This is a genomic window from Streptomyces sp. SAS_281, assembly GCF_052542855.1.
The window spans coordinates 1-22,637 of record NZ_JBMNDO010000100.1 but is presented as its reverse complement, the minus strand read 5'-3'; the positions used below and the strand labels follow the sequence as shown (position 1 = coordinate 22,637).

The following is a 22,637-nucleotide window of genomic DNA, read 5'->3' as shown; positions in this document are numbered from 1 at the left end:
CGCCGGATCACCGGGGCACCGCCACCACCGCGAGGTCGTACACCGCGAAGTCCGTCACGGGCCGGTAGCCGACGCGCTGGTAGACGCCGTTGCTCGTGGGGTTGGCGAGGTCGGCGAAGAGCAGCACCTCCTCCGCCCCCTCGGCGAGCGCGGCGAGGCCGGCCTCGACGGTGGCGGCGCCCGCGTAACCGCGTCCGCGCAGTGCGGCCGGGGTGTAGACGGGGGCGACCCGGATCTGCCCGGCGACCAGGGCCGTGAGCCCCGCCATGGACACGGGCACCCCGCCGGGGGTCTCCCAGAGGGTGATCCGACGGTCCGCGATGTGCCGGTCGGCCCAGGCGCCGGGATCCTGGACGCCGCCCCCGCCGATGTCCCGCACGAACTCCGCGTACCACCGCGCCAGGAGCCCCCGGTCCCGCGACTCCGCGATCCGGCCGCGCCCCTCCGGCGCGGGCTCGGGCCGCTGGAGCTCCCCGAGCCGGTAGAGCCGCAGGCGCTCGTGGAGCCGGGGGGCCACCCCCGTACGCGCCCGCCACGCCCCGGCGAACGCGGCGGCGGTCGCCGCGTCCGCGTTGACCCCGGGGACGGGGTCGCCCACGGCATGCAGATGGGCGGCCAGCGAACCGGCCTCCTCGGGCGTGAGGGGCGTGACGATCAGCCGGTAGGGCGGGGTCCGCAAGTAGGCGGCGCGTACCTCGCCGTCCTGTTCCAGCACCCCGAAGACGGGCGCCTCGTCCCCGTACGCCTGGGGCCCCCTCGCGCGCAGCCCTTCGCACACGGTCAGGGTGAGGGTGTGCAGAGCGGGCCGCGACCGCAGGAAGCCGCCGGCGCGGGCGAGGAAGGAATGGACGTCGGGAACGCGACGCCAAGTTGAGGTGTCCATGGCACATGCTCCCGTGACGGGGGAGGGGAGCGCCTCCCCTTTTCGGCGGCCTACTCGACGTCGATCCCGTACTCCGTGACCAACTCCTCGAGACCGCCCCGGTATCCCTTGCCGCCGGTGACGAACTCCCAGTTCCCGTTGGCCCGTCGGCGGAACGAGCCCAGGACGAGCGCGGTCTCGCCCGGCCGGCCGTCCGAGACGTCCAGCTGGTCGAGCGGGGTGCGCTCGGTGTCGAGCAGCCGTATCCCGGCGTCGGTGAAGCCCGACAGGTCGGCGTCGGGGTTGGCGACGGGGTCGACCGCGGCGATGAGCACCAGCCGGTCCGCGCGCGCCGGGAGCGCGTCGAAGCCGACCCGGAGCGCGGCCTTGTCGGGCGCGACGGGGATCAGCGCGCGCACCGAACCGTCCGGGGTGCGCGGGTTGTTGAAGAACACGAAGTGGTCGTCGTCCAGCACGCGGGTGCCCCGGCAGACGAGCGCGCAGACGTCCAGGGCGACGGAGCCGGACCAGTACATGCCGAGCACGTTGTGGGCGCCGTCGCGGCTCCCGTCGTCGCGGATTACGTCGTCCGGGGCGGTCCGCTGGGCCGGGACCGGCCGCTCCCCGCCGCCGAGGCGCCCGCGCAGGCCGTGCCGGTGCAGCAGATCGACCAGCTCGGAGCCCGGGACCAGCTCCAGCGGCTTGCCGTTGGCGAAGGTGTGCGAACCGGGTCCGAACTTGGAGGTGGTGACCAGCACGCCCTTGTTGGCGCCGGTGTCCTGGACCGTCCCGTACAGATCGCGGACGGCCGTGGGCGGCACGGTGTTGCGGTAGCGCTTCACCTGGACGACGATCTTGCCGCCGCGTATCGGTGCCGGGTCCAGCGCGTCGACGTCGACCCCGCCGTCGTTGGAGCGCTGCGTGGTGACGGCCTGCATGCCCATCGCCCGGAAGAGCTCGGCGACCAGCGCCTCGAAGGCGAGCGGGTCCATCTCGTACAGGTCGGGCTCCTCGTCGCCGCCATGGGTCACGACCCCGTTGCCGACGTCCTCGGGGACCCGGCCGGGCCGCACCGCGGCGTACTGGTCGGGACGCGTGGACAGTTGCCCGCGCAACCCGTCCACCAGGCAGTTCACCGCGTTCACCTGCTCCAGGTGCAGCCCGGCGAAGTCCGCCCGCGTCGCCATGACCGTGCCGAGGAACATGGGCATCCGGCGCCCGGTCGCCGGATCGTGGGCGTCCACGAACCCGTTCAGCGCGACCGACTCCAGGGCCCCGAACTCGTCGGCGGCGAAGAGATCGCGCAGGACGAGCAGCAGGCACTGGGCGAGCACGTCCCGGTACAGGGCGCGGCGCTGCGTTACCGGCCGGGGCGACTCCTTCTCCTGGTCCGCGTTGACCATGTACCGCACGGACTTCGCCTCGGGGACGACGTCGTACCGGGGCAGCTCCCAGTTCAGCACCAACTGCCGCGCGCCCGAGTCGTACGCCGCCGCCACCTGCCGGGGCAGCTCGTCGGGCCAGCCGGTGGAGGCGTAGAGCGCGGCGGAGAAGTACTCCACGGCCGCGTCGGCGTCCCCGGCGCGCAGACCGGCGGTCATCTCCGCGATCCCGGCGTTGTGGAGCCGGATCTCCGCCAGCCGCGCGTCCGCCCACTCCTGGTACTGCCGCCGGTACGTGGCGAACTGCGCCTGGCGCTGCGCCTCGGCCGCCTGCGCCGCCTGCCGGTCCCGCTCGAACCGGGCCCGCGCCTCCGCCTGCGCCTGGGCCCGCCGCCCGGCGGTCCACCCGCCGCCCTGCGCCTCGTACCGTGCGGGGTCGGGCATGGGCACGGGCTGCGCCAAGGGCCCCGGCGCGAACGGCTCGACCCGCTCCGCCCGCGTCAGCGCCGAGGCCCGGAACGCCGGCGCCCGGCACCCGGCCGCCAGCAGCCCCTGCAACGCCTCGACCCGGGCGTCCAGTTCCCGCGTACGCCGCCGCGCCTCGGCCTCACGCTGCTCCCGGTAGGCGGCCTTCTGCTCGCGCTGACTCCGCGCGACCTCCCGCTGATACGCCCGCTGCGCACGCTCCTGATCCCGCTGATACCGGGCTTGCGCCTCCTGCTGCCGCTGCTGCTGCCGCTGCGCCTCGGCCCACACGGCAACCAACCCATTGGAGCGACGACTCATCCCGCTCAGGCCCTCCCCACAGCAGTGATGGCGCAACCTTAATCCGCGACGGACCCGGGGCCCATGGAGTTGGCAGGGTTCGGGGGAAGTCGGGGAAGCCGAAGGTGCGAGGATCACGCCATTCTTCGCATGGACCTCATGGAGGCTCTGATGCCGCTCGCTCCGTTGCCGTACACCGACGAGCACGAGACGGTCGTCGAAGCGGCGGCCGAGGCCGTCTGGCGAGCCCTGAGCGAGACCCTGGTCCGCTCCTTCGCGGGCCGAGGCGCGACCGCCTACGCTCGCCTGGCCGGCGTCTCCGACCGCACGGCCTCCGGCCCCCGCCCCCTGGCCGAGGGCTCGACGCTCCCCGGCTTCCGGGTGACGGCAGCCGCCCGCCCGCACGAGCTGACCCTGTCGGGCCGCCACCGCTTCTCGACGTACACCCTGACCTTCCGCCTGGAAGCGCTCGCCCCGACCCGCTCCCGCCTGCGCGCGGAAAGCCGGGCCACGTTCCCGGGCCTGCCCGGCACCGCGTACCGCCACCTGATCATCACGACGGGCGGCCACGCGGTGGGCATGCGACGCCTCCTCGCAGCCGTCCGCCACCGCTCCGAGTAGCCCCGGAACGCACGCGGCTCCGGACCGCGACCGGTCCGGAGCCGTTTCCCCGGTGCCCCGGCAGGATTCGGGCCTGGGGGGGGCGAGGTCGGTCACGAGCCGCAGCAGCCGCCCGCCGGAGCCTCCTCGACAGCGTCGCCGACCGCCACCGCGGCAGGGGCGCCGACCTGGATGAGCCGGGGCGCCGGGGCGCAGCATCCGTCGCCCTGGTCGGCCTCCGGGGCGTCGAAGAGGCCGGCGCCGCCGCACACCCCGGTCTCGGGCAGGGTCAGTTCGACGCGGTCGGCCGCTTCGAGGTCGCCGGCGATCGCGGCGGCCACGGAGCGGACCTGCTCGTAGCCGGTCATGGCGAGAAACGTCGGGGCACGGCCGTAGGACTTCATCCCGACCAGGTACACGCCCTGCTCCGGGTGGGAGAGCTCGCGGTGGCCGTGCGGGTAGACGGTGCCGCAGGAGTGCTGGTTCGGGTCGATCAGCGGAGCGAGCCCGACCGGCGCCTGGAGGCGCTCGTCCAGGCCCAGGCGCAGCTCGTCCAGGAAGGACAGGTCGGGGCGGAAGCCGGTCAGCACGATGACCTCGTCGACCGGGTCCAGACGTCGGCCGTCCTCGCCGGCCAGGACCAGGCGGCCGTCGCCGGCGCGCTCGACGGCCTCGGTGCGGAAGCCGGTGACGGCGTCCGCGTGGCCCGCGTCGACGGCGGCCTTGGCCGCCAGGCCCAGGGCGCCGCGGGCGGGGAGTTGGTCGGCTTCGCCGCCGCCGAAGGTGGAGCCCGAGATGCCGCGGCGCAGGATCCACATGCCCTTCGTTCCCGCACCGCCGTCGGACTCGGCGAGGTCGGCGAGGTAGGCAAGGGCGGTGAAGGCGGAGGCGCCGGAGCCGATGACGGCGGTGCGCCTGCCCGCGTACCGGGCCCGGACGGCCGGGTCCTTCAGATCGGGGACGCGGTAGGTGATCCGGTCCGCGGCGGCCCTCTCACCGAGCGCGGGCAGCCCGCTGCCACCGGCCGGGGACGGCGTGGCCCAGGTGCCGGAGGCGTCGATGACGGCGCGCGCGAACAGGCGCTCCTCACGGCCGTCGGCGTGGGCGACGTGCACGACGAACGGCTGCTGCTCGCGGTCGGCATCCACGATCCGGTCCCGGCCGGTGCGCGAGACACCGGTGACGGTGGCTCCGGTGCGGACGCGGTCGCCGAGGAGGGCGGCGAGCGGCTGGAGGTAGAGCTCCGCCCAGTCGCCGCCGGAGGGGTAGGCGGCCGGGTCCGGGCGGGTCCAGCCGGTGGGTGCCAGGAGCTTCTCGGCTGCCGGGTCGACGACCTCGCCCCAGGTGGAGAACAGGCGCACATGCGACCACTCGCGCACCGCGGCGCCGGCGGTGGGGCCGGTCTCCAGGACCAAGGGCTCGATGCCCCGGCCGACCAGGTGGGCGGCGGCAGCCAGGCCGACGGGGCCGGCCCCGATCACGACGACGGGCAGCTCGGTGGTGGCGGGCGCGGTCACGGCGACTCCTTGCGTGTTTCGACATCTGTCGATGGCTTGCGCGGCCCAGCATGGCACCTGTATCGATGAGCGTCAACATAGACGTTCATCGAAACGGAGAGTCGCCCACGAGGCGCATCGACGGCGCCTCGTGGCGGACCTCCCCGTACTGGTTCGACATGTGTCAACATAGACGCATGTCGAATGCGAAGGCGCTCCCGCTGCTCGAAGCCGACGGTCAGAGCGTGGTGCCGTGCTGCCCGCCGCTGACCGAGCGTCCGATGAACGCCGAGGAGGCCGAGAGGGCCGCGCGGATGTTCAAGGCGCTCGGCGATCCGGTCCGCCTCCGCCTCTTCTCTGCCGTGGCCTCCCACGAGGGCGGCGAAGCGTGCGTGTGCGACATCTCGGATGTCGGCGTCTCCCAGCCGACCGTCTCTCATCACCTGAAGAAGCTGAAGGACGCCGGGCTGCTCACCTCCGAGCGGCGCGGCACCTGGGTCTACTACCGTGTCGAACCGTCCGTGCTGGCGGCGATGGGCCGGTTGCTGGCCCTGCGGGCCGCGGCCTGACCGGGACGGGGGATCGCGTGGGCGGATCTGCGAGTGCCGTGATCGTGCCGCTGTCACCGGAGCACGCGGGGCAGGTGCTCGCCATCTATCAGGCGGGGATCGACGAGGGGAACGCCACCTTCGAGACCGCCGCCCCGGCATGGGAGGCGTTCGACGCGGCGAAGCTGCCCGAGCACCGCTTCGCCGCCGTGGACGCCGATGGGGCGGTGCTGGGCTGGGTGGCCGCGAGCCGGGTCTCCGACCGGTGCGCGTACGCGGGCGTGGTCGAGCACTCCGTCTATGTCCACTCGGCCGCCCGCGGCCGCGGAATCGCCGCCGCGCTGCTGAAGGCGCTGATCGAGTCCACGGAACGGGCCGGGATCTGGACGATCCAGTCGGGGATCTTTCCCGAGAACACCGCCAGTCTCGCCGTTCACCAGCGAGCCGGATTCCGCGTCATCGGCACGCGGGAGCGGATCGGGCGCCATCACGGTGTCTGGCGCGACGTCGTCCTCGTGGAACGCCGCAGCCCCGCCATCACCTGACCGATCACGCCAGTCGCGTGATCGCGTGGACGGCGTCGCGGGCGGTGCGCCCGACGCCGATGAGGGTGGCCGAGGCCGGGCCGGTCCAGTCGCCGTAGCCGAGCAGGTGCAGCCGGGGCTCGCCCAGGGCGCGCGTGCCCTCGGTGGGAATGCGGCCGCGCGGACCCCGCAGGTTCAACGGGGCGAGGTGGGCCAGGGCCGGGCGGAAGCCGGTGCACCAGATCACCGCGTCCGCGTCGCTCCGGCTGCCGTCGGCCCACCGGACACCGGTCGCCGTGAGCTGGGCGAACATCGCCTTCGCGCTGAGGAGTCCGGCGTCGCGGGCGGCGCGGACGGGCGGTACGGCCACGATGTCGCCGAGCGAGGCCACCCCACCGGTGTCGGTACGGCCGGCGTCCAGGGCGCGGCGGCGGGCGGTGGCGACATCGAACAGGGCGCGGCCGTCGATGTCGTCCGGCAGGAACCGTGGAGGGCGCCGGGTCACCCACGTCACTTCGGCACGGCCGTCCAGGGCGAGATCGGCAGCGATCTGGGCCCCGGAGTTCCCTCCGCCCACCACGACGACACGCTGCCCGGCGAAGTGGGCCGGACCGCGGTAGTTCACCGTGTGCAGCTGCCGGCCGGTGAAGGCGGATCGGCCGGGAACGGCGGGGAGGAAGGGTCGCGACCAGGTGCCGGTGGCGCTGATGACCGCACGGGCCGTCCACGTGCTGGATCCCGCCTCGACCAGGAGGCGGTCCGCGTCGCGGCGTACGGCGTCCACGCGGGTGCCGTGCTGGACGGGCAGGTCGTAGCGGTTCTCGTAGTCGGCGAGGTAGTCCACGACGTGCCCGGCGCCCGGGTAGGTCTCGCCCGCCTGGGCGGGCATGAGGCGGCCGGGCAGCGAGGAGTGCTCGGCCGGGGAGAACAGGTGCAGCGAGTCCCACATGTGCTGCCACGACCCGCCCCGCCCCGCCTCCGCGTCCAGGAGCACGAAGTCCAGGCGCCGGCGGCGCAGGTGGTAGCCGGCGGCGAGCCCTGCCTGGCCACCGCCGACCACCACCACATCCGTCCGCCGGGTCATGAGGCCGTCGTCATCGCATCGGGGGCGAACCTCTTGCGCCAGGCGAGCGCGACGTGGACCAGGCCGATCAGCACCGGTACCTCGATGAGCGGGCCGACGACGCCGGACAGGGCCTGGCCGGAGGTGACGCCGAAGGTGGCGATGGCGACCGCGATGGCCAGCTCGAAGTTGTTGCCCGCCGCCGTGAAGGCGAGGGTCGCGGTGCGGTCGTAGGCCAGGCCCAGGCCCTTGCCGAGCAGGAACGTGCCGAAGAACATGACGGCGAAGTACACCAGCAGCGGCAACGCGATCCGGGCGACGTCCAGCGGCTGCGACGTGATGGTCCTCCCCTGGAGGGCGAAGAGGACGATGATCGTGAACAGCAGCCCGTACAGCGCCCACGGGCCGATCTTCGGCAGGAACCGCTGCTCGTAGTCGTCGCGGCCCATCTTCTTCTCGCCCAGGCGGCGGGTGAGGAAGCCGGAGGCGAGCGGGATGCCGAGGAAGACGACCACGTTCAGCGCGATCTTCCACATGGAGACGTCGAGGTGCTCGCCGTCGCCGAGCCCGAGCCAGCCGGGCAGCAGGTCGAGGTAGAACCAGCCGAGCAGGCCGAACGCGAGGACCTGGAAGACGGAGTTGAGGGCGACCAGCACGGCAGCGGCTTCGCGGTCGCCGCAGGCGAGGTCATTCCAGATGATGACCATGGCGATGCAGCGGGCCAGGCCGACGATGATCAGGCCGGTGCGGTACTCGGGCAGGTCCGGCAGGAAGATCCAGGCCAGCGCGAACATCACCGCAGGTCCGAGGATCCAGTTGATGACCAGCGAGGAGGCCATCAGCGTGCGGTCGCCGGTCACGGCGTCGAGCCGGTCATAGCGGACCTTCGCCAGCACCGGGTACATCATGATCAGCAGGCCGAGCGAGATCGGCAGGGAAATCCCGCCGATCTCCACCTTCGCGAGCGCGTCGTTCAGCCCCGGGACGAGCCGGCCGAGCCCGAGGCCGACGGCCATGGCGAGCAGGATCCACACCGCGAGGTAGCGGTCGAGGGTGGAGAGCTTCTTGACGACCGAGTCGTCCCCGGCCGCCTCCATGCTCCGGGCGTGGGCGCTGGAGGTCACGGGCAGGCCCTCTTGTTCCCGGCGGCGGTGCGGGCGGATCCGGCGAGCTCGGCGAACTGCGCGGACAGGCCGGCCAGGACGTCGGGCCTGAGCTTGTAGTAGGTGAAGCGGCCGCAGGGCTCGGTCTCCACCAGCCCGGCCTCGCGCAGCACCTTCATGTGGTTGGACAGGTTGGTCTGCTTGGCCCCGGTCTCCTCCACCAGGTGCGTGGTGCACAGCGTCTCGCGCGCCAGCAGGGTCACGATCCGCAGCCGGAGCGGATCGCCCAGCGCGCGGATCACATCAGGATCGACTGAAGTCAGCATGCGCTGATACTCTCACATCACCAATTGCTGATACCAGTGGATGCTGATGCCATGGATGGCGTCCGGCCGCCGCGAGACGAGAGAGCCCCTCATGCCCGAGAGTTCCGGCAGGAAGCCGTCCGTCCTGTTCGTCTGCGTCCACAACGCCGGCCGCTCCCAGATGGCCGCCGCCTGGCTGACCCACCTGGCCGGAGACCGCGTCGAGGTCCGCTCCGCCGGCTCCCGGCCGGGCGACCAGGTCAACCCGGCCGCCGTCGCAGCGATGGCCGAGGCCGGCATCGACATCTCCGCCGAGGTCCCGAAGATCCTCACCGTGGACGCGGTGAAGGAGTCCGACGTGTGCATCACCATGGGCTGCGGCGACACCTGCCCCGTCTTCCCCGGCAAGCGCTACCTGGACTGGAAGCTCGACGACCCGGCCGGCCAGGGCGTCGAAGCGGTCCGCCCGATCCGCGACGGGATCAGGACCCTGGTGGAGGGCCTGATCGCCGAAATCGCCCCGGCCGATCCGGAGGCGGCGGCCTGACCTCGCCATAGGTGTGCCGCGAGCACGAAGGCCCTTCCGTCCGCCGGACGGAAGGGCCTTCGACCAGGTGTTTCTCTGTGCCCCCGGCAGGATTCGAACCTGCGACACCCGCTTTAGGAGAGCGGTGCTCTATCCCCTGAGCTACGAAGGCATGGCTGTGGCCGCCAGTGTAGCGGGTGGTGTGCTCGGTGTACGGGGGTCGGGGGGCGCGGGGATCTTGGACGGGCGGGAGGGCATCGTCGGGGTGCCGGCTGTGAGGGGGAGGCGTTCGTGGCGTACAACCTGCTGACCGTTGATCCGGTTCCGCCCGGCGTCGTCGCTCGCGCGCTCGCCGGGTGCTTCGGTGTCGCCGTACGGGACGTCGATGTGGCCGATGCCGACGGGGATCAGGGGGCGCGGGACTGGGAGGCGGCCGTTCTGTGCGCGTACGACGTTCTTCGCGGGGACCTGGCCCGGGCCCTGGACGTCTACGCGCAGGACTTCGTCGCCGGTCAGCCGGCCGAGGGGGAGGTCGCTGCCGCGCTCGCGAAGGCCGCCGGGACCACCGTGCTGTTTCCCGCCGACGAGGCGCCGCCCAGTGCGTACTGGGCCGTGACACCCGACGGCCTGCTCACCCGGGCCCGGCTCGAACCGTCCGACGACGAGCCGCCGGTCTTCGCGGTCACCGCGGTCGAGGCGCCCGTTCCCCAGCTGCCCCGGGCGGCCGTGGAGCGGTTCGCCGAGATCGTGCGGGAGCGGTAGATCGTGCGGGAGCGGTAGCCGGGGACCCCGTGGCGCAGGGAGCCGGGGCGGGCGCGCTCCGGGTGGCATCCGGCCGGCCTGCCGCCTAGGGCCGCGTCACCTGCACCCGGTAGTCCCCCTTGTCGTCCCTCTCCAGCACCGAGATCCGTATCCCGTTCGCCCGGTCCGTGAAGGTGTCGCCCGGTTGGTACGGGGCGTCCGAGAGTTCGGCGTGGACGTTGGGGAGGCGGGTGCAGCCGGGGCTGTCCTTGGTGCTGTCGGCCACCGAGATCGGGCCCTGGCCCGTGTCCACGTCGGAGCTGACCTTGTAGATGAGGACGCCGGGGCGGCAGACCGCCTGGTCGTTGCCCGCCTGGGTGCGGACCTCCACCGCGTAGCCGGTCTCCGCGGTCAGCGGGACGAAGGCCAGTTTCAGGCCGCCCCGGGTGGCCAGGGGCCGCAGGACGTGGTCCGTGGTGCCGGGGCCGGCGGCGCAGCTGACCTGGTCGTTGTCCAGCCAACCGAGCTTCCACTTGTGCCAGCCGAGCAGGTCGTTGTTGGCGCCCCAGTCCTCGGACATGATGTCCCAGTGTCCGACGGAGCCGCCGCCCTCCATCGTGTAGAGGTCGGGCAGGCCGAAGACGTGGCCGTTCTCGTGGGGCAGGACCCGGTAGCCGGTCTGGGCGTACGAACCGGATCCGTCGTCCTGGCGGCTGTAGACGAATGAGGTGTTGGACAGCGGCACCCCGTCCGCGATCGGGGCGTCGTCGTTGCCCGAGAAGGTCACCGAGAGCACGGTGTCCAGGGCGGAGGGCCCGGCGTTCGGGGTGACCAGGATGTTGACCAGGTCGTACTCGTCGAAGTCCACCCTCGGGTCCGCGGCCGCCACGATGTCCTGCACCAGGTGGCGGTAGCCCGGCTCGTACGGGGAGCCCCGCTCGATGCCGTACTCCTCGAAGGGCAGCGGCATCCGCAGCCACGAGCGGATCGGCGCCTCGGGTATGTAGGTGAGGCGGCCGTAGGAGCTCGTCCGGAACCACTTCGTGGTCTGCGGGAAGAATTCGGCCAGCCGGTCCATGGCCGGCTCGGTGCCCTCCGCGTCCGGGAAGTCGATCATGAGGTTCAGCGCGCGGACGCGGCCGGTGGAACGGGCGTAGCCGGGCTGCGTCGGCATGCCCTCCGACATCTGTACGCCCATGGCCGACGCGATCCGGCAGGGGCCGAGCCCTGTGGCCAGGGGGGCGGTCGCGGCGGGGCCGGCCGACGCGGGGCTCTGGAGGGGCAGCGTGCTGCTCGCGGTCGCCAGGGCCGCTATGACCAGGGCCGTTGCAGCGCCGAGAGCGACCGGGCGGCGGTGCTTGCGTATCCGGTGGCGGGGCTGCTGCATCGAGGCGCCTTCCGGTCCGCGGCAGTCGGCCGACCCCGGCTGCGCTCTGCCGCCAGCCTCTGCCGGGTGATCGCGGGCCGCTCGCTGGGTGCGCCGTTCGGCTGGTTTTCCGCGAGGACGGTATGGGTGACGCAGGTCACAAAGGGCGGGGAAATAAGCGGGGAGCCTTTCCCCGTTTGCATCGGTGTCCCCCGCGAAACGGGGAAGCGGTCCCCGGTTGTTTCTCCGGCCGGACCGCGACAGAAGCCCGGAAGAAAAGGAGCACCGCCGTGGCCACCACCGCACCCGCGCAGCCCCGTACGCCCAAGCCGAGGGCCGACGCGCTGCGCAACCGGGAGCGGATCGTGGCGGCGGCGCGCGAGATGTTCGTCGAGTTCGGGCCCGAGGTGCCCCTCGACGAGGTCGCCCGGCGCGCCGGAGTCGGCAACGCGACGCTCTACCGGAACTTCCCCGACCGTGCCGCCCTCGTCCACGAGGTCGTCCTCGCGGTCACCTCCCGCACCACCGACCGCGCCGAGGAGGCCGCCGCCGAAGAAGCGGACCCCTTCGCCGCGCTCACCCGCTTCGTCCACGCGGCGGCCGACGAACGCATCGGGGCCCTGTGCCCCATGCTCTCCGGCGGCTTCGACAAGGACCACCCCGAACTGCTCGCCGAGCGCCGGCGCCTCGAAGAGGCCGTCGAAGGGCTCGTCGCGCGCGCCATGTCCGCGGGGCGCCTGCGCACCGACATCGCCGTCGGTGACGTACTGGTCGCCCTCTCCCAGCTCACCCGGCCGCTGCCGGGCATCGCCTGCCCGAACATCGACCGATTCACCCACCGCCACATCCAGCTGTTCCTGGACGGACTCGCGGCCCCGGCCCGGTCCGTACTCCCCGGAACGGCGGCGACCTTGGAGGACCTGCGGCGCCGCACGTGACGTGATCCGCGCCCGCCCCACCCCCTGCCCCCTCACCTGAAGCCTTCCTCTCAGCCGAAGCCCGACGACGTCCCGTCAGACCTTCCGTCAGACCTGCCCTCAGCCGTGCCCGCGCCAGCGGCACGCACGGTTCGCGATCTCTCGCGCCCTCGCGCGCTCCTAGGTGGCTACTCCCATGTCAAAAACAGCTGATTTCCGACTCCCCGACCCCAGTCGCTGGAAGGCTCTGGCCTTCATCGCGCTCGCGCAGCTGATGGTGGTGCTCGACGCCACGATCGTGAACATCGCGCTGCCGCACGCCCAGACCGCCCTCGGCATCACCGACGCCAACAAGCAGTGGGTCATCACCGCCTACGCGCTCGCCTTCGGCGGGCTGCTGCTCTTCGGCGGGCGCATCGCCGACCTCTGGGGCCGCAAGCGCACCTTCGTCGTCGGACTGATCGGCTTCGCGCTGGCCTCCGCGCTCGGTGGCGCGGCGCAGAACCAGGGCATGCTGTTCGGTTCCCGCGCCCTCCAGGGCGTCTTCGGTGCGCTGCTCGCGCCGGCCGCGCTCTCGCTGCTCGCGGTGATGTTCACCGACGCCAAGGAGCGCGCCAAGGCGTTCGGCATCTACGGGGCGATCGCCGGTGGCGGTGGCGCCGTCGGCCTGATCCTCGGCGGCTTCCTCACCCAGACGCTGAACTGGCGCTGGACCTTCTTCGTCAACATCCCCTTCGCGATCGTCGCCGCCGCCGGTGCCTACTTCGTCATCCGCGAGCCCGCCGGCAGCCGCAACCGCTCGCCGCTCGACATCCCGGGCGTGGTCCTGTCCGCGCTGGGTCTGGTCTCGCTGGTGTACGGGTTCACCCGCGCCGAGTCCGCGGGCTGGTCGGACGCGCTGACCGTCGGTTCGTTCGTCGCCGCCGGTGTGCTGCTGCTGTCCTTCGTCCTGACCGAGGCCAAGGTCAAGTCGCCGCTGCTTCCGCTGCGCGTCGTGATGGACCGCAACCGCGGTGGCGTCTACCTCTCGCTGGGCCTCGCCGTCATCGCGATGTTCGGCCTGTTCCTCTTCCTGACGTACTACCTCCAGGTCGTCAAGGGCTACTCGCCGATCAAGACCGGCTTCGCCTTCATGCCGATGATCGCGGGCATGATCACCGGCTCCACGCAGATCGGTGCCCGGCTGATGACCCGGGTCCCGGCCCGTACGCTGATGGGCCCCGGCTTCCTGACCGCCGCCGTCGGCATGCTGCTGCTCACCCGGCTGGACATCGACTCCTCGTACGCGGCGGTCATCCTGCCCGGCCAGCTGCTGCTGGGTCTGGGCATGGGTACGGCGTTCATGCCGGCGATGTCGCTGGCCACGCACGGTGTCGAAGCGCGTGACGCGGGTGTCGCCTCGGCGATGGTCAACACCTCGCAGCAGGTCGGCGGTGCGATCGGCACGGCCCTGCTGAACACGATCGCCGCCTCGGCCGCCACGGCGTACGCCACCTCGCACGCCGCGCTCGGCGCCAAGAACCCCGAGCTGCTGAAGCTCCAGTCGATGGTGCACGGCTTCACCGGTGCCATCTGGTGGGCCGTCGGCATCCTGGCGGTGGCCGCCGCGATCGCGCTGACCTTCGTCAACGCGGGCCGTCCCACCTCGGCGGGAACTTCCGGAGGCTCTGCTTCCGGTGACGCTGAGGGTGTCGAGGACGAGATCAGGGTCCCGGTCGTCGCCCACTGACCCCGGCCACCCGCGCGGATACGTTTCTGCCCCGGTTCCCTCGTACGAGAGGACCGGGGCAGAAGTGCGTCGGGGGCGGTGGCTCAGCGCAGCCAGGGGAGGTCGGCGTCCGCGCCCTCCGGTTGGAGCCCGGCCGCCAGGACCTGCATGATCTCGCCCAGCGAGTGGACCTGCTCGGGCGTGAGGCGGTCGAACATCGCCTGGCGGACGGCCTTCACATGGCCGGGGGCGGAGCGGCGCAGCATCGCGTGGCCCTCGTCGGTGAGGACGGCGTTCTGGCCGCGCTTGTCGGAGGGGCAGTCCTCGCGGCGCACCCACCCGTTCTTCTCCAGCCGGGCGACCGCGTGGGAGAGGCGGGATCGGGTGATCTTGGCGTTCCTGGCCAGTTCGGTCATCCGCATGCGGTGCCGGGGCGCCTGGGAGAGCTGGACGAGCAGGCCGTAGTAGATGTGCGGCATGCCGGCATCGGCCTGCAACTGGCGGTCGAGGTGATCCTCCAGAAGCGTGGTGGCGTGCAGATACGCGCGCCAGACGCATTGTTCTTCGTCGGTGAGCCAGAGCGGCGCACCGGTTGATGCCGTGGTCATGTACTCCACTGTACGACCTTTTCTTGAAAGTTGAACTAGATAGAGCTAAGGTCTCTCAAGGTAGGAGCTTGAAGATTAAAGAATCTTTCCTGTCGAAGCCCTCAAGCCCTCTACAGAAGAATTACCTTGAGTAGCCGCAGTTGGGGAGTGTCATGACAATCACCGCGGAGCGCATGCCCGCCCTCTACCTCTCCCATGGAGCCCCGCCGCTCGCCGACGACCCCGTCTGGCCCGGCGAGCTGGCCGCCTGGTCGGCGGAGCTGCCCCGCCCCACCGCCGTCCTCATGGTGTCCGCGCACTGGGAGGAGGCCCCGCTCGCGCTCGGCGCCACCGAGACGCTTCCGCTGGTGTACGACTTCTGGGGCTTCCCCGAGCACTACTACCAGGTGCGGTACGCCGCCCCCGGCGCCCCGCGGCTCGCCGAGAGCGTCCGCAAACTGCTGCGCGGCGCCGGTACGCCGGTCCAGGACATCCCGGACCGCGGCCTCGACCACGGCGCGTACGTACCACTGGTCGAGATGTTCCCGGACGCCGGCATCCCCGTGCTCCAGATCTCCCTGCCGACGCTCGACCCGCAGAAGCTGATGGACATCGGACGCAAGCTGGCGCCGCTGCGCGACGAGGGCGTCCTGATCATCGGCAGCGGCTTCTTCACGCACAACCTCGCCGCCCTGCGCCACACCGGCGGCGGCGTCCCCGGCTGGTCGGCGGAGTTCGACGACTGGGGCGACCGCGCGCTCCGGGCGCAGGACATCGACGCACTCCTGGACTTCGAGCACAAGTCCCCGGCGGGCCGCCTGGCACACCCGCGCACCGAGCACTTCGCCCCGCTCTTCGTCACCCTCGGCGCCGCCGAGCAGGAGCTCGGCCAGGGGCGCAGCGTCATCGACGGCTTCTGGATGGGGCTGGCGAAGCGCTCGGTGCAGTACGGCTGAGCCCTTTGCGGGTGCGGCGTCACAGCACCGGCGGGTTCAGCTCCACCGCGCGCAGTGCCGCCGCCAGGGCCGGCGCGCCGCCCACGTCCAGCGCGGTGTCCGCGAACTTGATGGTGTGGTCGTCGCCGTGCGCCGCCGCCCGCGCGAACACCTCCCCGGCCGTGAGCGACGCTCCGTACCCGGCCGGGAGAACGGCGGCCTCGGCGGGGGAGTACGCGGCGGTCACCGCCGCGCTCGCCGTCCACGCGGCCCCCGCGCTCGGCGCCCACAGCTCGCGCGGCAGCGCCGGCAGCGTCCGCAGCACGGCATTGGGCGCGGTCGCCGCGTGCACCAGCATCACCGGCGCACCGTGCCCGTACCGCGCATAGCGGTGGACGGCGGCCTCCACCAGCTCCTCCAGACCGGCGCGCGCCTCGTCCGCGTCGGTCGCCGCCGCGCCCTGCCACTGCGGGAACGCCGTGATCCCGGCCAGCCGGGCCTGGATGCCGCCGCTCTGGTCGGGCACCCGGGGCACGGCGTCCAGTGCGGCACCGGCGGCCCGGACCGGAGCGAGCGGGGCGAGCGGGGGCAGCGGCTGGTGGCGGGCCGCCCAATAGCCGAGCGCATGGGCCAGCTCCCTGACACGGGGGTCGCTCTCCTCGGTCGTCAGCAGGGTGCGCACGCTGTGGCCGACCCGGATCACCGGGTGCGTGGCGCCGCCCGCGATGCCCGGGAGCAGCCGGGGCCACCACTCGGCGAGCACGTCGCGCCAGGGGCGGCCGGCGGTCTCCCGCTCGAAGTACGCCGCCCAGTCGGCGATGCGGCGGGGGTCGCCCAGGGCCTCCTGCCAGTTCGCCGGGGTGACCTCGGCGAAACGGTCCGGCATGTCCTCCAGCTTCGCCCGGTAGTGGTCGAGCCAGCGGTGCACGGTGGCCGCCTGGCCGTTGCGGACCAGGGCCTCCACGGCCATGGGGGCGTGATTGGACAGCCAGCCGTCGTGCTCGGGGCCGGAGGAGTGCAGCCGCTCCAGGGCCTCGTCGAGCGTGCCGGTGGTGTCGGGGTCGGTGCCACGCGTCGTCTCGTTCATGACATCGACGCTATGCGCCCCGTGCGCGCCGGGTAACGGACTGCGGGCCCAAGGTCCCGGGCATGGGTCCTAGGTCTCCGGACCGGGGCCGCCGCACCGGTCCCGGGACAGAGGTCGGGCAACCGGCGACCCGTACCCGGCGTCTTCCGGGGTACGGGGGTGTCGAGGGGCCCCGCAGCGACCCGGGTACCCGGCCTGACCAGCACGGACGTACCCGGCTCCGGCACGCACCCGCCCCGGTGGCCGGACAGGGTACTGCATGATCGCGAAATTGAATGCCAGGCATGGGAATTCTGTCCGGATTCCAGTCGTTGTTTCCATCGGATGCAGGGCACCCGAGAGGGTGTCGCGACCTACTCAGCAAGGGAGCACGCATGGCAACCCGTGCCGTCGCCCGTCGTTCGTCCGCCACCGGCGGGACCAACCGGGCGAGCAGTGTTCGCGCCGTGGGCGGAGAGATCGCCGATCGCGACCTGGTCGGCATGTACCTGGACGAGATAGCGCGTACGCCGCTGCTCGACGCCGCCAAGGAGGTCGACCTCTCCCAAGCGGTCGAGGCCGGTGTCTACGCGCGCCAGATCCTCGACGGCCAGGTGGAGAGCGACGCGGGCGGCGCCTCGCGCGAGGAGCTGGAGGCGCTGGTCGCCGAGGGCGAGCGCGCCAAGGACGTATTCATCCGCTCCAACCTCCGTCTCGTCGTCGCCGTCGCCCGCCGCTACCCGCGGGCCGGGCTCCCCCTGCTCGACCTGATCCAGGAGGGCAACGCGGGCCTGGTGCGCGCGGTCGAGAAGTTCGACTACGCCAAGGGCTTCAAGTTCTCCACGTACGCCACCTGGTGGATCCGCCAGGCCATCACGCGCTCCATAGCGGACCAGTCGCGCACGATCCGGCTCCCCGTCCACCTGGTGGAGGAGCTGGGCCGCATCCGCCGGGTGCAGCGCGAGTTCAACCGGGAGAACGGCCGCGACCCGGAGCACGCCGAGATCGCCGCGGAGCTGGGCTCCACCCCGGGGCGCGTCGGCGACGTCCTGGACTGGGCCCGCGACCCGGTCAGCCTCAACATGTCCGTGGACGACGAGGGCGACACGCAGTTCGGCGACCTCCTGGAGGACACCTCCGCCATCTCGCCCGAGCAGTCCGTGCTCACGCTGCTGCGCAGCGAGGAGCTGGAGGAGCTGATCGGCAAGCTGGACAACCGCACCGCGTCGATCATCCGCATGCGGTACGGCATCGAGGACGGCCGCGAGCGCACACTCACCGAGGTGGGCAAGGAACACGGCCTCACCCGCGAGCGCATCCGCCAGATCGAGAAGCACGCACTGCTCGAATTGAAGCGAATGGCTCACGACACGGGCTTTGACGCTGCGGCCTGAGCCGGAGTCCAGTAACCTCCCAATTGGGCCGCTTCACCCGGCCCCCTGAAGCTGAGTCCCGGCGCCCACCCCCCCCTGGCGCCGGGGCTCATTCATTTACGCGAGGCCCTTCACGCTCCACCCGGCTCCCCGCCGGACCCCGCGCGGCTGAGCCGGCCGCCCAGATCCGCCACGTACGCCACCAGCTGCGGCGGCCGGTGCACGGTGAACTCGCAGTCCACCATCGCCAGCCGCACCGCCACCCACTCCAGCTGGTCCCGCAGCACAGCGCGCAGCCGGCAGCCGCCCTCACCCTCCGGTTCCAGCGGACCCATCCGGCCGTGCAGCCGCGACGCGACGAACTCCGGCGGCGCCGCGAAGCTCACCTCCACCTCGATCTCGGGCTGGCGGCGCGCCATCGAACTCGACAGGAACTCCGCCGCGTCCCCCTCCGGCAACTCCCTCGGGGCGAACCGGGCCCCGGTCGCGAACGGCTCACTGACCCGGTCCACCCGGAAGGTGCGCCACGCCTCGCGCCCCAGGTCGTACGCCACCAGGTACCAGCGCCAGCCGGTGCTCACCAGCCGGTACGGCTCGACCTGGCGCCGTGACTCGGCGCCGTCGCCCGCCCGGTACGCGAAGCGCAGCCGCTCCCGGCCGGTGACCGCCGAGGCCATCACGGTCAGGGTCTCCGGGGCGATGGTCGAACCGTCGCCCCGGGCCAGCGGGACCGTCGCGTTCTGGAGGGTGGAGACCCGGTGGCGCAGCCGGGAAGGCAGCACCTGCTCCAGCTTGGCCAGCGCCCGTACGGACGCCTCGTCCACGCCCTCGATGGCGTGGCCCGCGCCGGCCCGCAGCCCCACCGCGATGGCGACCGCCTCCTCGTCGTCCAGGAGCAGCGGCGGCATGGCGGTGCCCGCCACGAGCCGGTAGCCGCCCACCGAACCGCGCGACGCCTCGACCGGATAGCCGAGGTCGCGCAGGCGGTCGATGTCGCGGCGGATCGTGCGCGGGCTGACGGCCAGCCGCTCGGCCAGCTCGCTGCCCGGCCACTCGCGCGGTGTCTGGAGCAGTGACAGCAGATTGAGCAGTCGTGCCGGGGTATCGGTCATGTCACCCAGGATGCGCGCTCAATGGGTCATGACCTGTCCTATTGACTGTTTAAGTTCTTTCCATGACTTCCTCCGCACCACTGCCGTCTCCCGCGGCACCTTCCGACCGCCGCCGGTGGTTCGCCCTGGCCATCGTGATGACCGCGGCCTTCATGGACCTGGTCGACGTCACGATCGTCAACATCGCCATCCCCAGCATCAAGCAGGACACCGGCGCCTCGTTCAGCTCGATCCAGTGGATCGTCGCCGGGTACGCCCTGGCCTTCGCCGCCGGGCTCATCACCGGCGGGCGGCTCGGTGACATCTACGGCCGCAAGCGGCTCTTCCTGGTCGGCATCGGAGGCTTCACCCTCGCCTCCGCGCTCTGCGGATTCGCCGCCAACCCGGAGATGCTCGTCGCCTCCCGCTTCCTCCAGGGCGCGACGGCCGCCCTGATGGTGCCCCAGGTGCTGTCGATCGTCCACGCCACCTTCCCCGCCCACGAGCGCGGCAAGGTCTTCGGCCTCTTCGGCGCGATCGTCGGCCTCGGCGCGGTCTCCGGACCCCTGCTGGGCGCGCTGCTGACCGAGTGGAACATCGCCGGTCTGGAATGGCGCCCGATCTTCCTGATCAACCTGCCGGTCGGCATCCTCGGCCTGGTCCTGGGCAGCAAGTTCATCACCGAGTCCAAGTCGCCCCGGGCGCTCCGCCTCGACCTGGTCGGCGTCGTGCTCGTCACGCTCGGCATGCTGATGCTGATCTACCCGCTGACCCGGGGCCGCGAGCTGGGATGGCCGCTGTGGGGCTACCTGTCGATGGCCGGGAGCCTCCTCGTCTTCCTCGTCCTCGTGCTGTTCGAGCGCGCCAAGGCCGGCCGGGACGGATCGCCGCTGATCGAGCTGTCGCTGTTCCGGGTCCGGAGCTTCGCCGCCGGGATCGCCGTGCAGCTGACCTTCGGCATCGGCCTCGGCATCTTCTTCCTGGTCTGGACCCTGTACATGCAGATGGGTCTCGGCTGGAGCGCGCTGCGGGCCGGCCTGACCGGAGTCCCGTTCTCCATCTCCGTCTCGGTCGCCGCCGGCCTCTCCGTACAGAAGCTCGTCCCCCGCTTCGGCCGCAAGGTCCTCCAGACGGGCGCGCTCCTCATGGCGGCCGGCCTGCTCCTCTACATCTGGGAGTCGGACCACTACGGCATGGACATCACGCCCTGGCAGATGGCACTGCCTCTCGTGGTGATGGGCGTCGGCATGGGCCTGATCGTCGCGCCGCTGGCCGACGCGGTGCTGTCCGAGGTGCCCAAGGAGCACTCCGGTTCCGCCTCCGGCCTCTTCAACACCGTGCAGCAGATGGGCAACGCGCTCGGCCTCGGGCTCGTCTCCGTCGTCTTCTACGGGGCGATCGGCGACCGGCTCACCCCGGAGCAGGTCGGCCCGGCGTTCGCGGACGCCTTCGAGAAGTCGCTGTGGTGGGTGGCCGGTGTGCTGCTGCTGATCTTCGTGGTGATGTCCGCCCTGCCGGCCAGGCCGAAGCAGCACGTCGAGGGCGCGGCGGAGGACGAACCCGTCGCGACGGAGCCCGCCAAGGAGCCGGTGCTCACGCACTGATCCGACGGCGTACGCGGCGGGGTCACCGGTGCCCGCGTCCTCCCGGGGGACGCGGGCACCGGCATACGGCGGGGCGGGTCAGCAGATGCGCGTCCGTGCTTCCATCGCGCAGCGCGCCGTCTCCTCGTCCCCGTACACCTCGCACATGTGGCGGCCGTCCGGCGTCGCCGTGTGCTCGACCTCCCACAGGCTCGTCTCGCTGCCGTCGAGGAGCAGGAACGCGTGCTCGTACAGCGTGAAGCCGGCGTCCCGGCCCTCCACCCGGCACTGGCGGCCGAAGACCTGCGTGATGTGGTGCGCGAAGGCGGCCCGCAGCAGCCGGGCGGTCTCCTCGCCGGGCACGTCTCCGTTCTCCGCGCGGCGCAGCACGCGGCGGGCGTGGTCCGCGGAGTTGTCCGGCGCGTACATCCGCGGGAGCGGGGCAGGGGGCGCGGCCAGCAGCGCCGACATGAGCTCCAGGTCGGCCTGGGTCCCCTCCTCGTCGCCGAAGTCGGGAACGTCCCACAGGCTGCCGGCCAGCCGGGCGGCGGCGATGTGGGCGTCGGCCTCGTCGTCGTACAGCTCGTGCTGCCGGGTGTCGGGATGGCCGTCCCCGCGCGGACCGCTGTGCACCAGCTCCCACAGGGTCAGCGCCGAGCCGTCGCTCAGCAGATACGCGTGGCGGTAGGTCTCGCGGTGCAGGGCGGCGCTGTGGTGCGAGGAGTACAGGGAACTGCTGTGGGCCAGCGCGGAGCCCAGCCGCTCCACCGTGCTGTCGGGGAGGTCGAACGAATTGAGAGCCCGACGCAGGATTCGCTCGAGGTGCTGCTCGGTCGTCTCATACGGATCGCTCAAGGTGCTGTCTCCAGGCCGTCGCCGCGTGTGACTTGATGCGTGCATAACGTAGCCCCTGGGGCTGACATCGGGACCGGGGTTCAGAAAAACGCACGGGGCGCACGGAAGGTTCCGCGCACCCGCCCCGAACCCCCGCACGCGGGCCGGGCTTTTCTTACGCGGGCGGCGGGCCGTAGAGGTCCCCGTACGAGGGAAAGGTGCCCCCGCCGTCGCGGCCCCGGACGCCCTTCGCCGCCCGGACCGCCTTCACGATGGCCCGGGTCACCGCCTCCGCGCCCGCAGCGAGCAGCGGGTTGAGCGCGACGGGGTCCTCCGCGTCCAGGTCCCGCCGACCGGTGGCGAGCGCGAACACGGTGTCCCCGTCGGTCATCAGGTGCACGGGCCGGATGGCCCGTGCCAAGCCGTCGTGCGCGGTGCCCGCCAGCTTCTGCGCCTGCGCGCGGGTCAGCCCGGCGTCCGTGGCGACGACGGCGAGCGTGGTGTTGAGCGGGGGGCGCGCGGCGGCGCCGTGCGGCTGCGCCAGGCGCCGTCGCGCCGCCTCATGGACCTCGGCCGGCGGGGCGACGGCCGGCTCCTCGCCGCCGTACTCCCCGAACAGCACCCCCGTACGGGGATCGAGCACCGAACCCGCCGCGTTGACCACGACGAGCGCGCCGACGGTGAGCCCGGACGGCAGGAGGACACTCGCGGTCCCCACCCCGCCCTTGAGCTGCCCGGCGACCGCCCCCGTGCCCGCGCCGACGCACCCCTCGGCGACCGCCGCGCCCTCCTCGGCCCGGGCGGCGTCCTCCACGGCCGCCCGGCCCGTCGCCGCGTCCGGCCTGGCCCGCCAGTCGCCTCCCCGCCCCAGGTCGAACACGCAGGCCGCCGGGACCACGGGGACCACCTGGGCCGGATCGGCGCCCACCCGCACCCCGCGCCCCCGCTCCTCAAGCCAGGCCATCACCCCGGACGCGGCGTCGAGCCCGAACGCGCTGCCGCCGGTGAGCACGACCGCGTCGATGCGCTGGACCAGGTTGCGCGGATCCAGCGCGTCCGTCTCCCGAGTCCCCGGCCCGCCCCCGCGCACATCGACGGCGGCGACCGCCCCGCCCTCGGGTGCGAGCACCACGGTGGTCCCGGAGAGGGCGCCCTCCCCGGGGACCTGGGCGTGGCCGACGCGCAGCCCGTGCACATCGGTGAGGGAGTCCTGACGGGGCATCCGGTGCTCCTTCGGGGGGCGGGGGTGGGGGCGGGGGCGG

Annotated in this window: 22 protein-coding genes and 1 tRNA gene; 10 read left to right on the top strand and 13 right to left on the bottom strand. The window is 72.5% G+C overall.

The genetic code is table 11. The annotated features are described in order from the left end of the window. Window positions 1–7 precede the first annotated feature (7 nt). Together ACN6LM_RS28985 and ACN6LM_RS28980 are read right to left on the bottom strand one after the other, a co-directional pair. On the bottom strand, window positions 8–883 hold the full coding sequence (locus ACN6LM_RS28985) for a GNAT family N-acetyltransferase (protein ID WP_445068343.1): 876 nt from the start codon (window positions 881–883) through the stop codon (window positions 8–10). 50 nt (window positions 884–933) lie between these two features. Further along, window positions 934–3,030, bottom strand: coding sequence for a restriction endonuclease (locus ACN6LM_RS28980; protein WP_445068342.1), 2,097 nt, complete (start codon window positions 3,028–3,030; stop codon window positions 934–936). 150 nt (window positions 3,031–3,180) lie between these two features. On the opposite strand from ACN6LM_RS28980, the gene ACN6LM_RS28975 reads away from it, so the two are divergent. Continuing rightward, window positions 3,181–3,630: a hypothetical protein gene (locus ACN6LM_RS28975; RefSeq protein WP_445068341.1), complete on the top strand. Its 450-nt coding sequence runs from the start codon at window positions 3,181–3,183 to the stop codon at window positions 3,628–3,630. 92 nt (window positions 3,631–3,722) lie between these two features. On the opposite strand, the gene ACN6LM_RS28970 is transcribed toward ACN6LM_RS28975, so the two are convergent. Continuing rightward, entirely contained in the window at window positions 3,723–5,126 is a 1,404-nt protein-coding gene (locus tag ACN6LM_RS28970) for an NAD(P)-binding domain-containing protein (RefSeq protein ID WP_445068340.1), read from the bottom strand. Window positions 5,127–5,302: 176 nt separating this feature from the next. Here ACN6LM_RS28970 and ACN6LM_RS28965 point away from each other — a divergent pair, with 176 nt between their 5' ends. Together ACN6LM_RS28965 and ACN6LM_RS28960 are read left to right on the top strand one after the other, a co-directional pair. Continuing rightward, window positions 5,303–5,674 (top strand): ArsR/SmtB family transcription factor, encoded by a 372-nt coding sequence (locus ACN6LM_RS28965; protein WP_445068339.1) that lies wholly within the window; start codon window positions 5,303–5,305, stop codon window positions 5,672–5,674. Window positions 5,675–5,691: 17 nt separating this feature from the next. Further along, window positions 5,692–6,198 carry a GNAT family N-acetyltransferase gene (locus ACN6LM_RS28960; RefSeq protein WP_445068338.1) on the top strand — a complete coding sequence of 169 codons (507 nt, stop codon included), beginning with the start codon at window positions 5,692–5,694 and terminating at the stop codon, window positions 6,196–6,198. Window positions 6,199–6,202: 4 nt separating this feature from the next. On the opposite strand, the gene ACN6LM_RS28955 is transcribed toward ACN6LM_RS28960, so the two are convergent. Genes ACN6LM_RS28955 through ACN6LM_RS28945 form a run of 3 tightly spaced genes read right to left on the bottom strand, consistent with a single transcriptional unit; the run spans window position 6,203 to window position 8,669 of the window. Next, the gene (locus ACN6LM_RS28955) at window positions 6,203–7,261 is read right to left on the bottom strand and encodes an ArsO family NAD(P)H-dependent flavin-containing monooxygenase (protein WP_445068337.1); all 1,059 of its coding nucleotides are present in this window, start codon (window positions 7,259–7,261) and stop codon (window positions 6,203–6,205) included. Further along, window positions 7,258–8,337, bottom strand: a complete 1,080-nt coding sequence (arsB, locus tag ACN6LM_RS28950) for an ACR3 family arsenite efflux transporter (RefSeq protein WP_445068346.1) — start codon at window positions 8,335–8,337, stop codon at window positions 7,258–7,260. Before arsB ends, ACN6LM_RS28955 begins: the two co-directional genes overlap by 4 nt. A 23-nt stretch (window positions 8,338–8,360) precedes the next feature. Continuing rightward, entirely contained in the window at window positions 8,361–8,669 is a 309-nt protein-coding gene (locus ACN6LM_RS28945; RefSeq protein WP_445068336.1) for an ArsR/SmtB family transcription factor, read from the bottom strand. Window positions 8,670–8,760: 91 nt separating this feature from the next. Between ACN6LM_RS28945 and ACN6LM_RS28940 the strand changes: the two genes are divergently transcribed. Beyond that, window positions 8,761–9,195, top strand: a complete 435-nt coding sequence (locus tag ACN6LM_RS28940) for an arsenate reductase ArsC (protein ID WP_445068335.1) — start codon at window positions 8,761–8,763, stop codon at window positions 9,193–9,195. A gap of 78 nt (window positions 9,196–9,273) precedes the next feature. Here ACN6LM_RS28940 and ACN6LM_RS28935 read toward each other — a convergent pair. Beyond that, a tRNA-Arg gene (locus ACN6LM_RS28935) sits at window positions 9,274–9,346 on the bottom strand. A 119-nt stretch (window positions 9,347–9,465) separates the two neighbouring features. On the opposite strand from ACN6LM_RS28935, the gene ACN6LM_RS28930 reads away from it, so the two are divergent. Further along, entirely contained in the window at window positions 9,466–9,936 is a 471-nt protein-coding gene (locus tag ACN6LM_RS28930; RefSeq protein WP_445068334.1) for a hypothetical protein, read from the top strand. Between the two features lie 85 nt (window positions 9,937–10,021). Here ACN6LM_RS28930 and ACN6LM_RS28925 read toward each other — a convergent pair whose 3' ends face one another. Continuing rightward, on the bottom strand, window positions 10,022–11,302 hold the full coding sequence (locus ACN6LM_RS28925) for a M6 family metalloprotease domain-containing protein (protein ID WP_445068333.1): 1,281 nt from the start codon (window positions 11,300–11,302) through the stop codon (window positions 10,022–10,024). Window positions 11,303–11,571: 269 nt separating this feature from the next. Between ACN6LM_RS28925 and ACN6LM_RS28920 the strand changes: the two genes are divergently transcribed. Together ACN6LM_RS28920 and ACN6LM_RS28915 are read left to right on the top strand one after the other, a co-directional pair. Next, entirely contained in the window at window positions 11,572–12,219 is a 648-nt protein-coding gene (locus tag ACN6LM_RS28920; RefSeq protein ID WP_445068332.1) for a TetR/AcrR family transcriptional regulator, read from the top strand. Between the two features lie 175 nt (window positions 12,220–12,394). Further along, on the top strand, window positions 12,395–13,927 hold the full coding sequence (locus ACN6LM_RS28915) for an MFS transporter (protein WP_445068331.1): 1,533 nt from the start codon (window positions 12,395–12,397) through the stop codon (window positions 13,925–13,927). Between the two features lie 83 nt (window positions 13,928–14,010). Here the strand turns inward: ACN6LM_RS28915 and ACN6LM_RS28910 are convergent, their stop codons facing one another. Beyond that, on the bottom strand, window positions 14,011–14,523 hold the full coding sequence (locus tag ACN6LM_RS28910; RefSeq protein WP_445068330.1) for a MarR family winged helix-turn-helix transcriptional regulator: 513 nt from the start codon (window positions 14,521–14,523) through the stop codon (window positions 14,011–14,013). 143 nt (window positions 14,524–14,666) lie between these two features. On the opposite strand from ACN6LM_RS28910, the gene ACN6LM_RS28905 reads away from it, so the two are divergent. Beyond that, window positions 14,667–15,449 (top strand): dioxygenase family protein, encoded by a 783-nt coding sequence (locus tag ACN6LM_RS28905; protein ID WP_445068329.1) that lies wholly within the window; start codon window positions 14,667–14,669, stop codon window positions 15,447–15,449. 19 nt (window positions 15,450–15,468) lie between these two features. On the opposite strand, the gene ACN6LM_RS28900 is transcribed toward ACN6LM_RS28905, so the two are convergent. Further along, a complete protein-coding gene (locus tag ACN6LM_RS28900) occupies window positions 15,469–16,515 on the bottom strand; it encodes a questin oxidase family protein (RefSeq protein WP_445068328.1) in 1,047 nt (348 codons plus the stop codon). Between the two features lie 374 nt (window positions 16,516–16,889). On the opposite strand from ACN6LM_RS28900, the gene ACN6LM_RS28895 reads away from it, so the two are divergent. After that, the gene (locus ACN6LM_RS28895; RefSeq protein ID WP_445068327.1) at window positions 16,890–17,888 is read left to right on the top strand and encodes a sigma-70 family RNA polymerase sigma factor; all 999 of its coding nucleotides are present in this window, start codon (window positions 16,890–16,892) and stop codon (window positions 17,886–17,888) included. A gap of 110 nt (window positions 17,889–17,998) precedes the next feature. Here the strand turns inward: ACN6LM_RS28895 and ACN6LM_RS28890 are convergent, their stop codons facing one another. Next, entirely contained in the window at window positions 17,999–18,979 is a 981-nt protein-coding gene (locus ACN6LM_RS28890) for a helix-turn-helix transcriptional regulator (protein WP_445068326.1), read from the bottom strand. 62 nt (window positions 18,980–19,041) lie between these two features. Between ACN6LM_RS28890 and ACN6LM_RS28885 the strand changes: the two genes are divergently transcribed. Beyond that, window positions 19,042–20,562, top strand: a complete 1,521-nt coding sequence (locus tag ACN6LM_RS28885) for an MFS transporter (RefSeq protein WP_445068325.1) — start codon at window positions 19,042–19,044, stop codon at window positions 20,560–20,562. A 78-nt stretch (window positions 20,563–20,640) separates the two neighbouring features. On the opposite strand, the gene ACN6LM_RS28880 is transcribed toward ACN6LM_RS28885, so the two are convergent. Both ACN6LM_RS28880 and ACN6LM_RS28875 read right to left on the bottom strand, forming a co-directional pair. Further along, a complete protein-coding gene (locus ACN6LM_RS28880; RefSeq protein WP_445068324.1) occupies window positions 20,641–21,396 on the bottom strand; it encodes a DUF6227 family protein in 756 nt (251 codons plus the stop codon). Between the two features lie 154 nt (window positions 21,397–21,550). Further along, window positions 21,551–22,597, bottom strand: coding sequence for a P1 family peptidase (locus ACN6LM_RS28875; protein ID WP_445068323.1), 1,047 nt, complete (start codon window positions 22,595–22,597; stop codon window positions 21,551–21,553). Window positions 22,598–22,637 lie beyond the last annotated feature (40 nt).

Excerpts from the sequence above, each read along its gene's own strand:
- ACN6LM_RS28985 (WP_445068343.1), bottom strand. The coding sequence starts at position 883 with ATGGACACCTCAACTTGGCGTCGCGTTCCCGACGTCCATTCCTTCCTC.
- ACN6LM_RS28980 (WP_445068342.1), bottom strand. The coding sequence starts at position 3,030 with ATGAGTCGTCGCTCCAATGGGTTGGTTGCCGTGTGGGCCGAGGCGCAG.
- ACN6LM_RS28975 (WP_445068341.1), top strand. The coding sequence starts at position 3,181 with ATGCCGCTCGCTCCGTTGCCGTACACCGACGAGCACGAGACGGTCGTC.
- ACN6LM_RS28965 (WP_445068339.1), top strand. The coding sequence starts at position 5,303 with ATGTCGAATGCGAAGGCGCTCCCGCTGCTCGAAGCCGACGGTCAGAGC.
- ACN6LM_RS28955 (WP_445068337.1), bottom strand. The coding sequence starts at position 7,261 with ATGACCCGGCGGACGGATGTGGTGGTGGTCGGCGGTGGCCAGGCAGGG.
- arsB (WP_445068346.1), bottom strand. The coding sequence starts at position 8,337 with ATGGAGGCGGCCGGGGACGACTCGGTCGTCAAGAAGCTCTCCACCCTC.
- ACN6LM_RS28945 (WP_445068336.1), bottom strand. The coding sequence starts at position 8,669 with ATGCTGACTTCAGTCGATCCTGATGTGATCCGCGCGCTGGGCGATCCG.
- ACN6LM_RS28940 (WP_445068335.1), top strand. The coding sequence starts at position 8,761 with ATGCCCGAGAGTTCCGGCAGGAAGCCGTCCGTCCTGTTCGTCTGCGTC.
- ACN6LM_RS28925 (WP_445068333.1), bottom strand. The coding sequence starts at position 11,302 with ATGCAGCAGCCCCGCCACCGGATACGCAAGCACCGCCGCCCGGTCGCT.
- ACN6LM_RS28915 (WP_445068331.1), top strand. The coding sequence starts at position 12,395 with ATGTCAAAAACAGCTGATTTCCGACTCCCCGACCCCAGTCGCTGGAAG.
- ACN6LM_RS28905 (WP_445068329.1), top strand. The coding sequence starts at position 14,667 with ATGACAATCACCGCGGAGCGCATGCCCGCCCTCTACCTCTCCCATGGA.
- ACN6LM_RS28900 (WP_445068328.1), bottom strand. The coding sequence starts at position 16,515 with ATGAACGAGACGACGCGTGGCACCGACCCCGACACCACCGGCACGCTC.
- ACN6LM_RS28895 (WP_445068327.1), top strand. The coding sequence starts at position 16,890 with ATGGCAACCCGTGCCGTCGCCCGTCGTTCGTCCGCCACCGGCGGGACC.
- ACN6LM_RS28890 (WP_445068326.1), bottom strand. The coding sequence starts at position 18,979 with ATGACCGATACCCCGGCACGACTGCTCAATCTGCTGTCACTGCTCCAG.
- ACN6LM_RS28885 (WP_445068325.1), top strand. The coding sequence starts at position 19,042 with ATGACTTCCTCCGCACCACTGCCGTCTCCCGCGGCACCTTCCGACCGC.
- ACN6LM_RS28875 (WP_445068323.1), bottom strand. The coding sequence starts at position 22,597 with ATGCCCCGTCAGGACTCCCTCACCGATGTGCACGGGCTGCGCGTCGGC.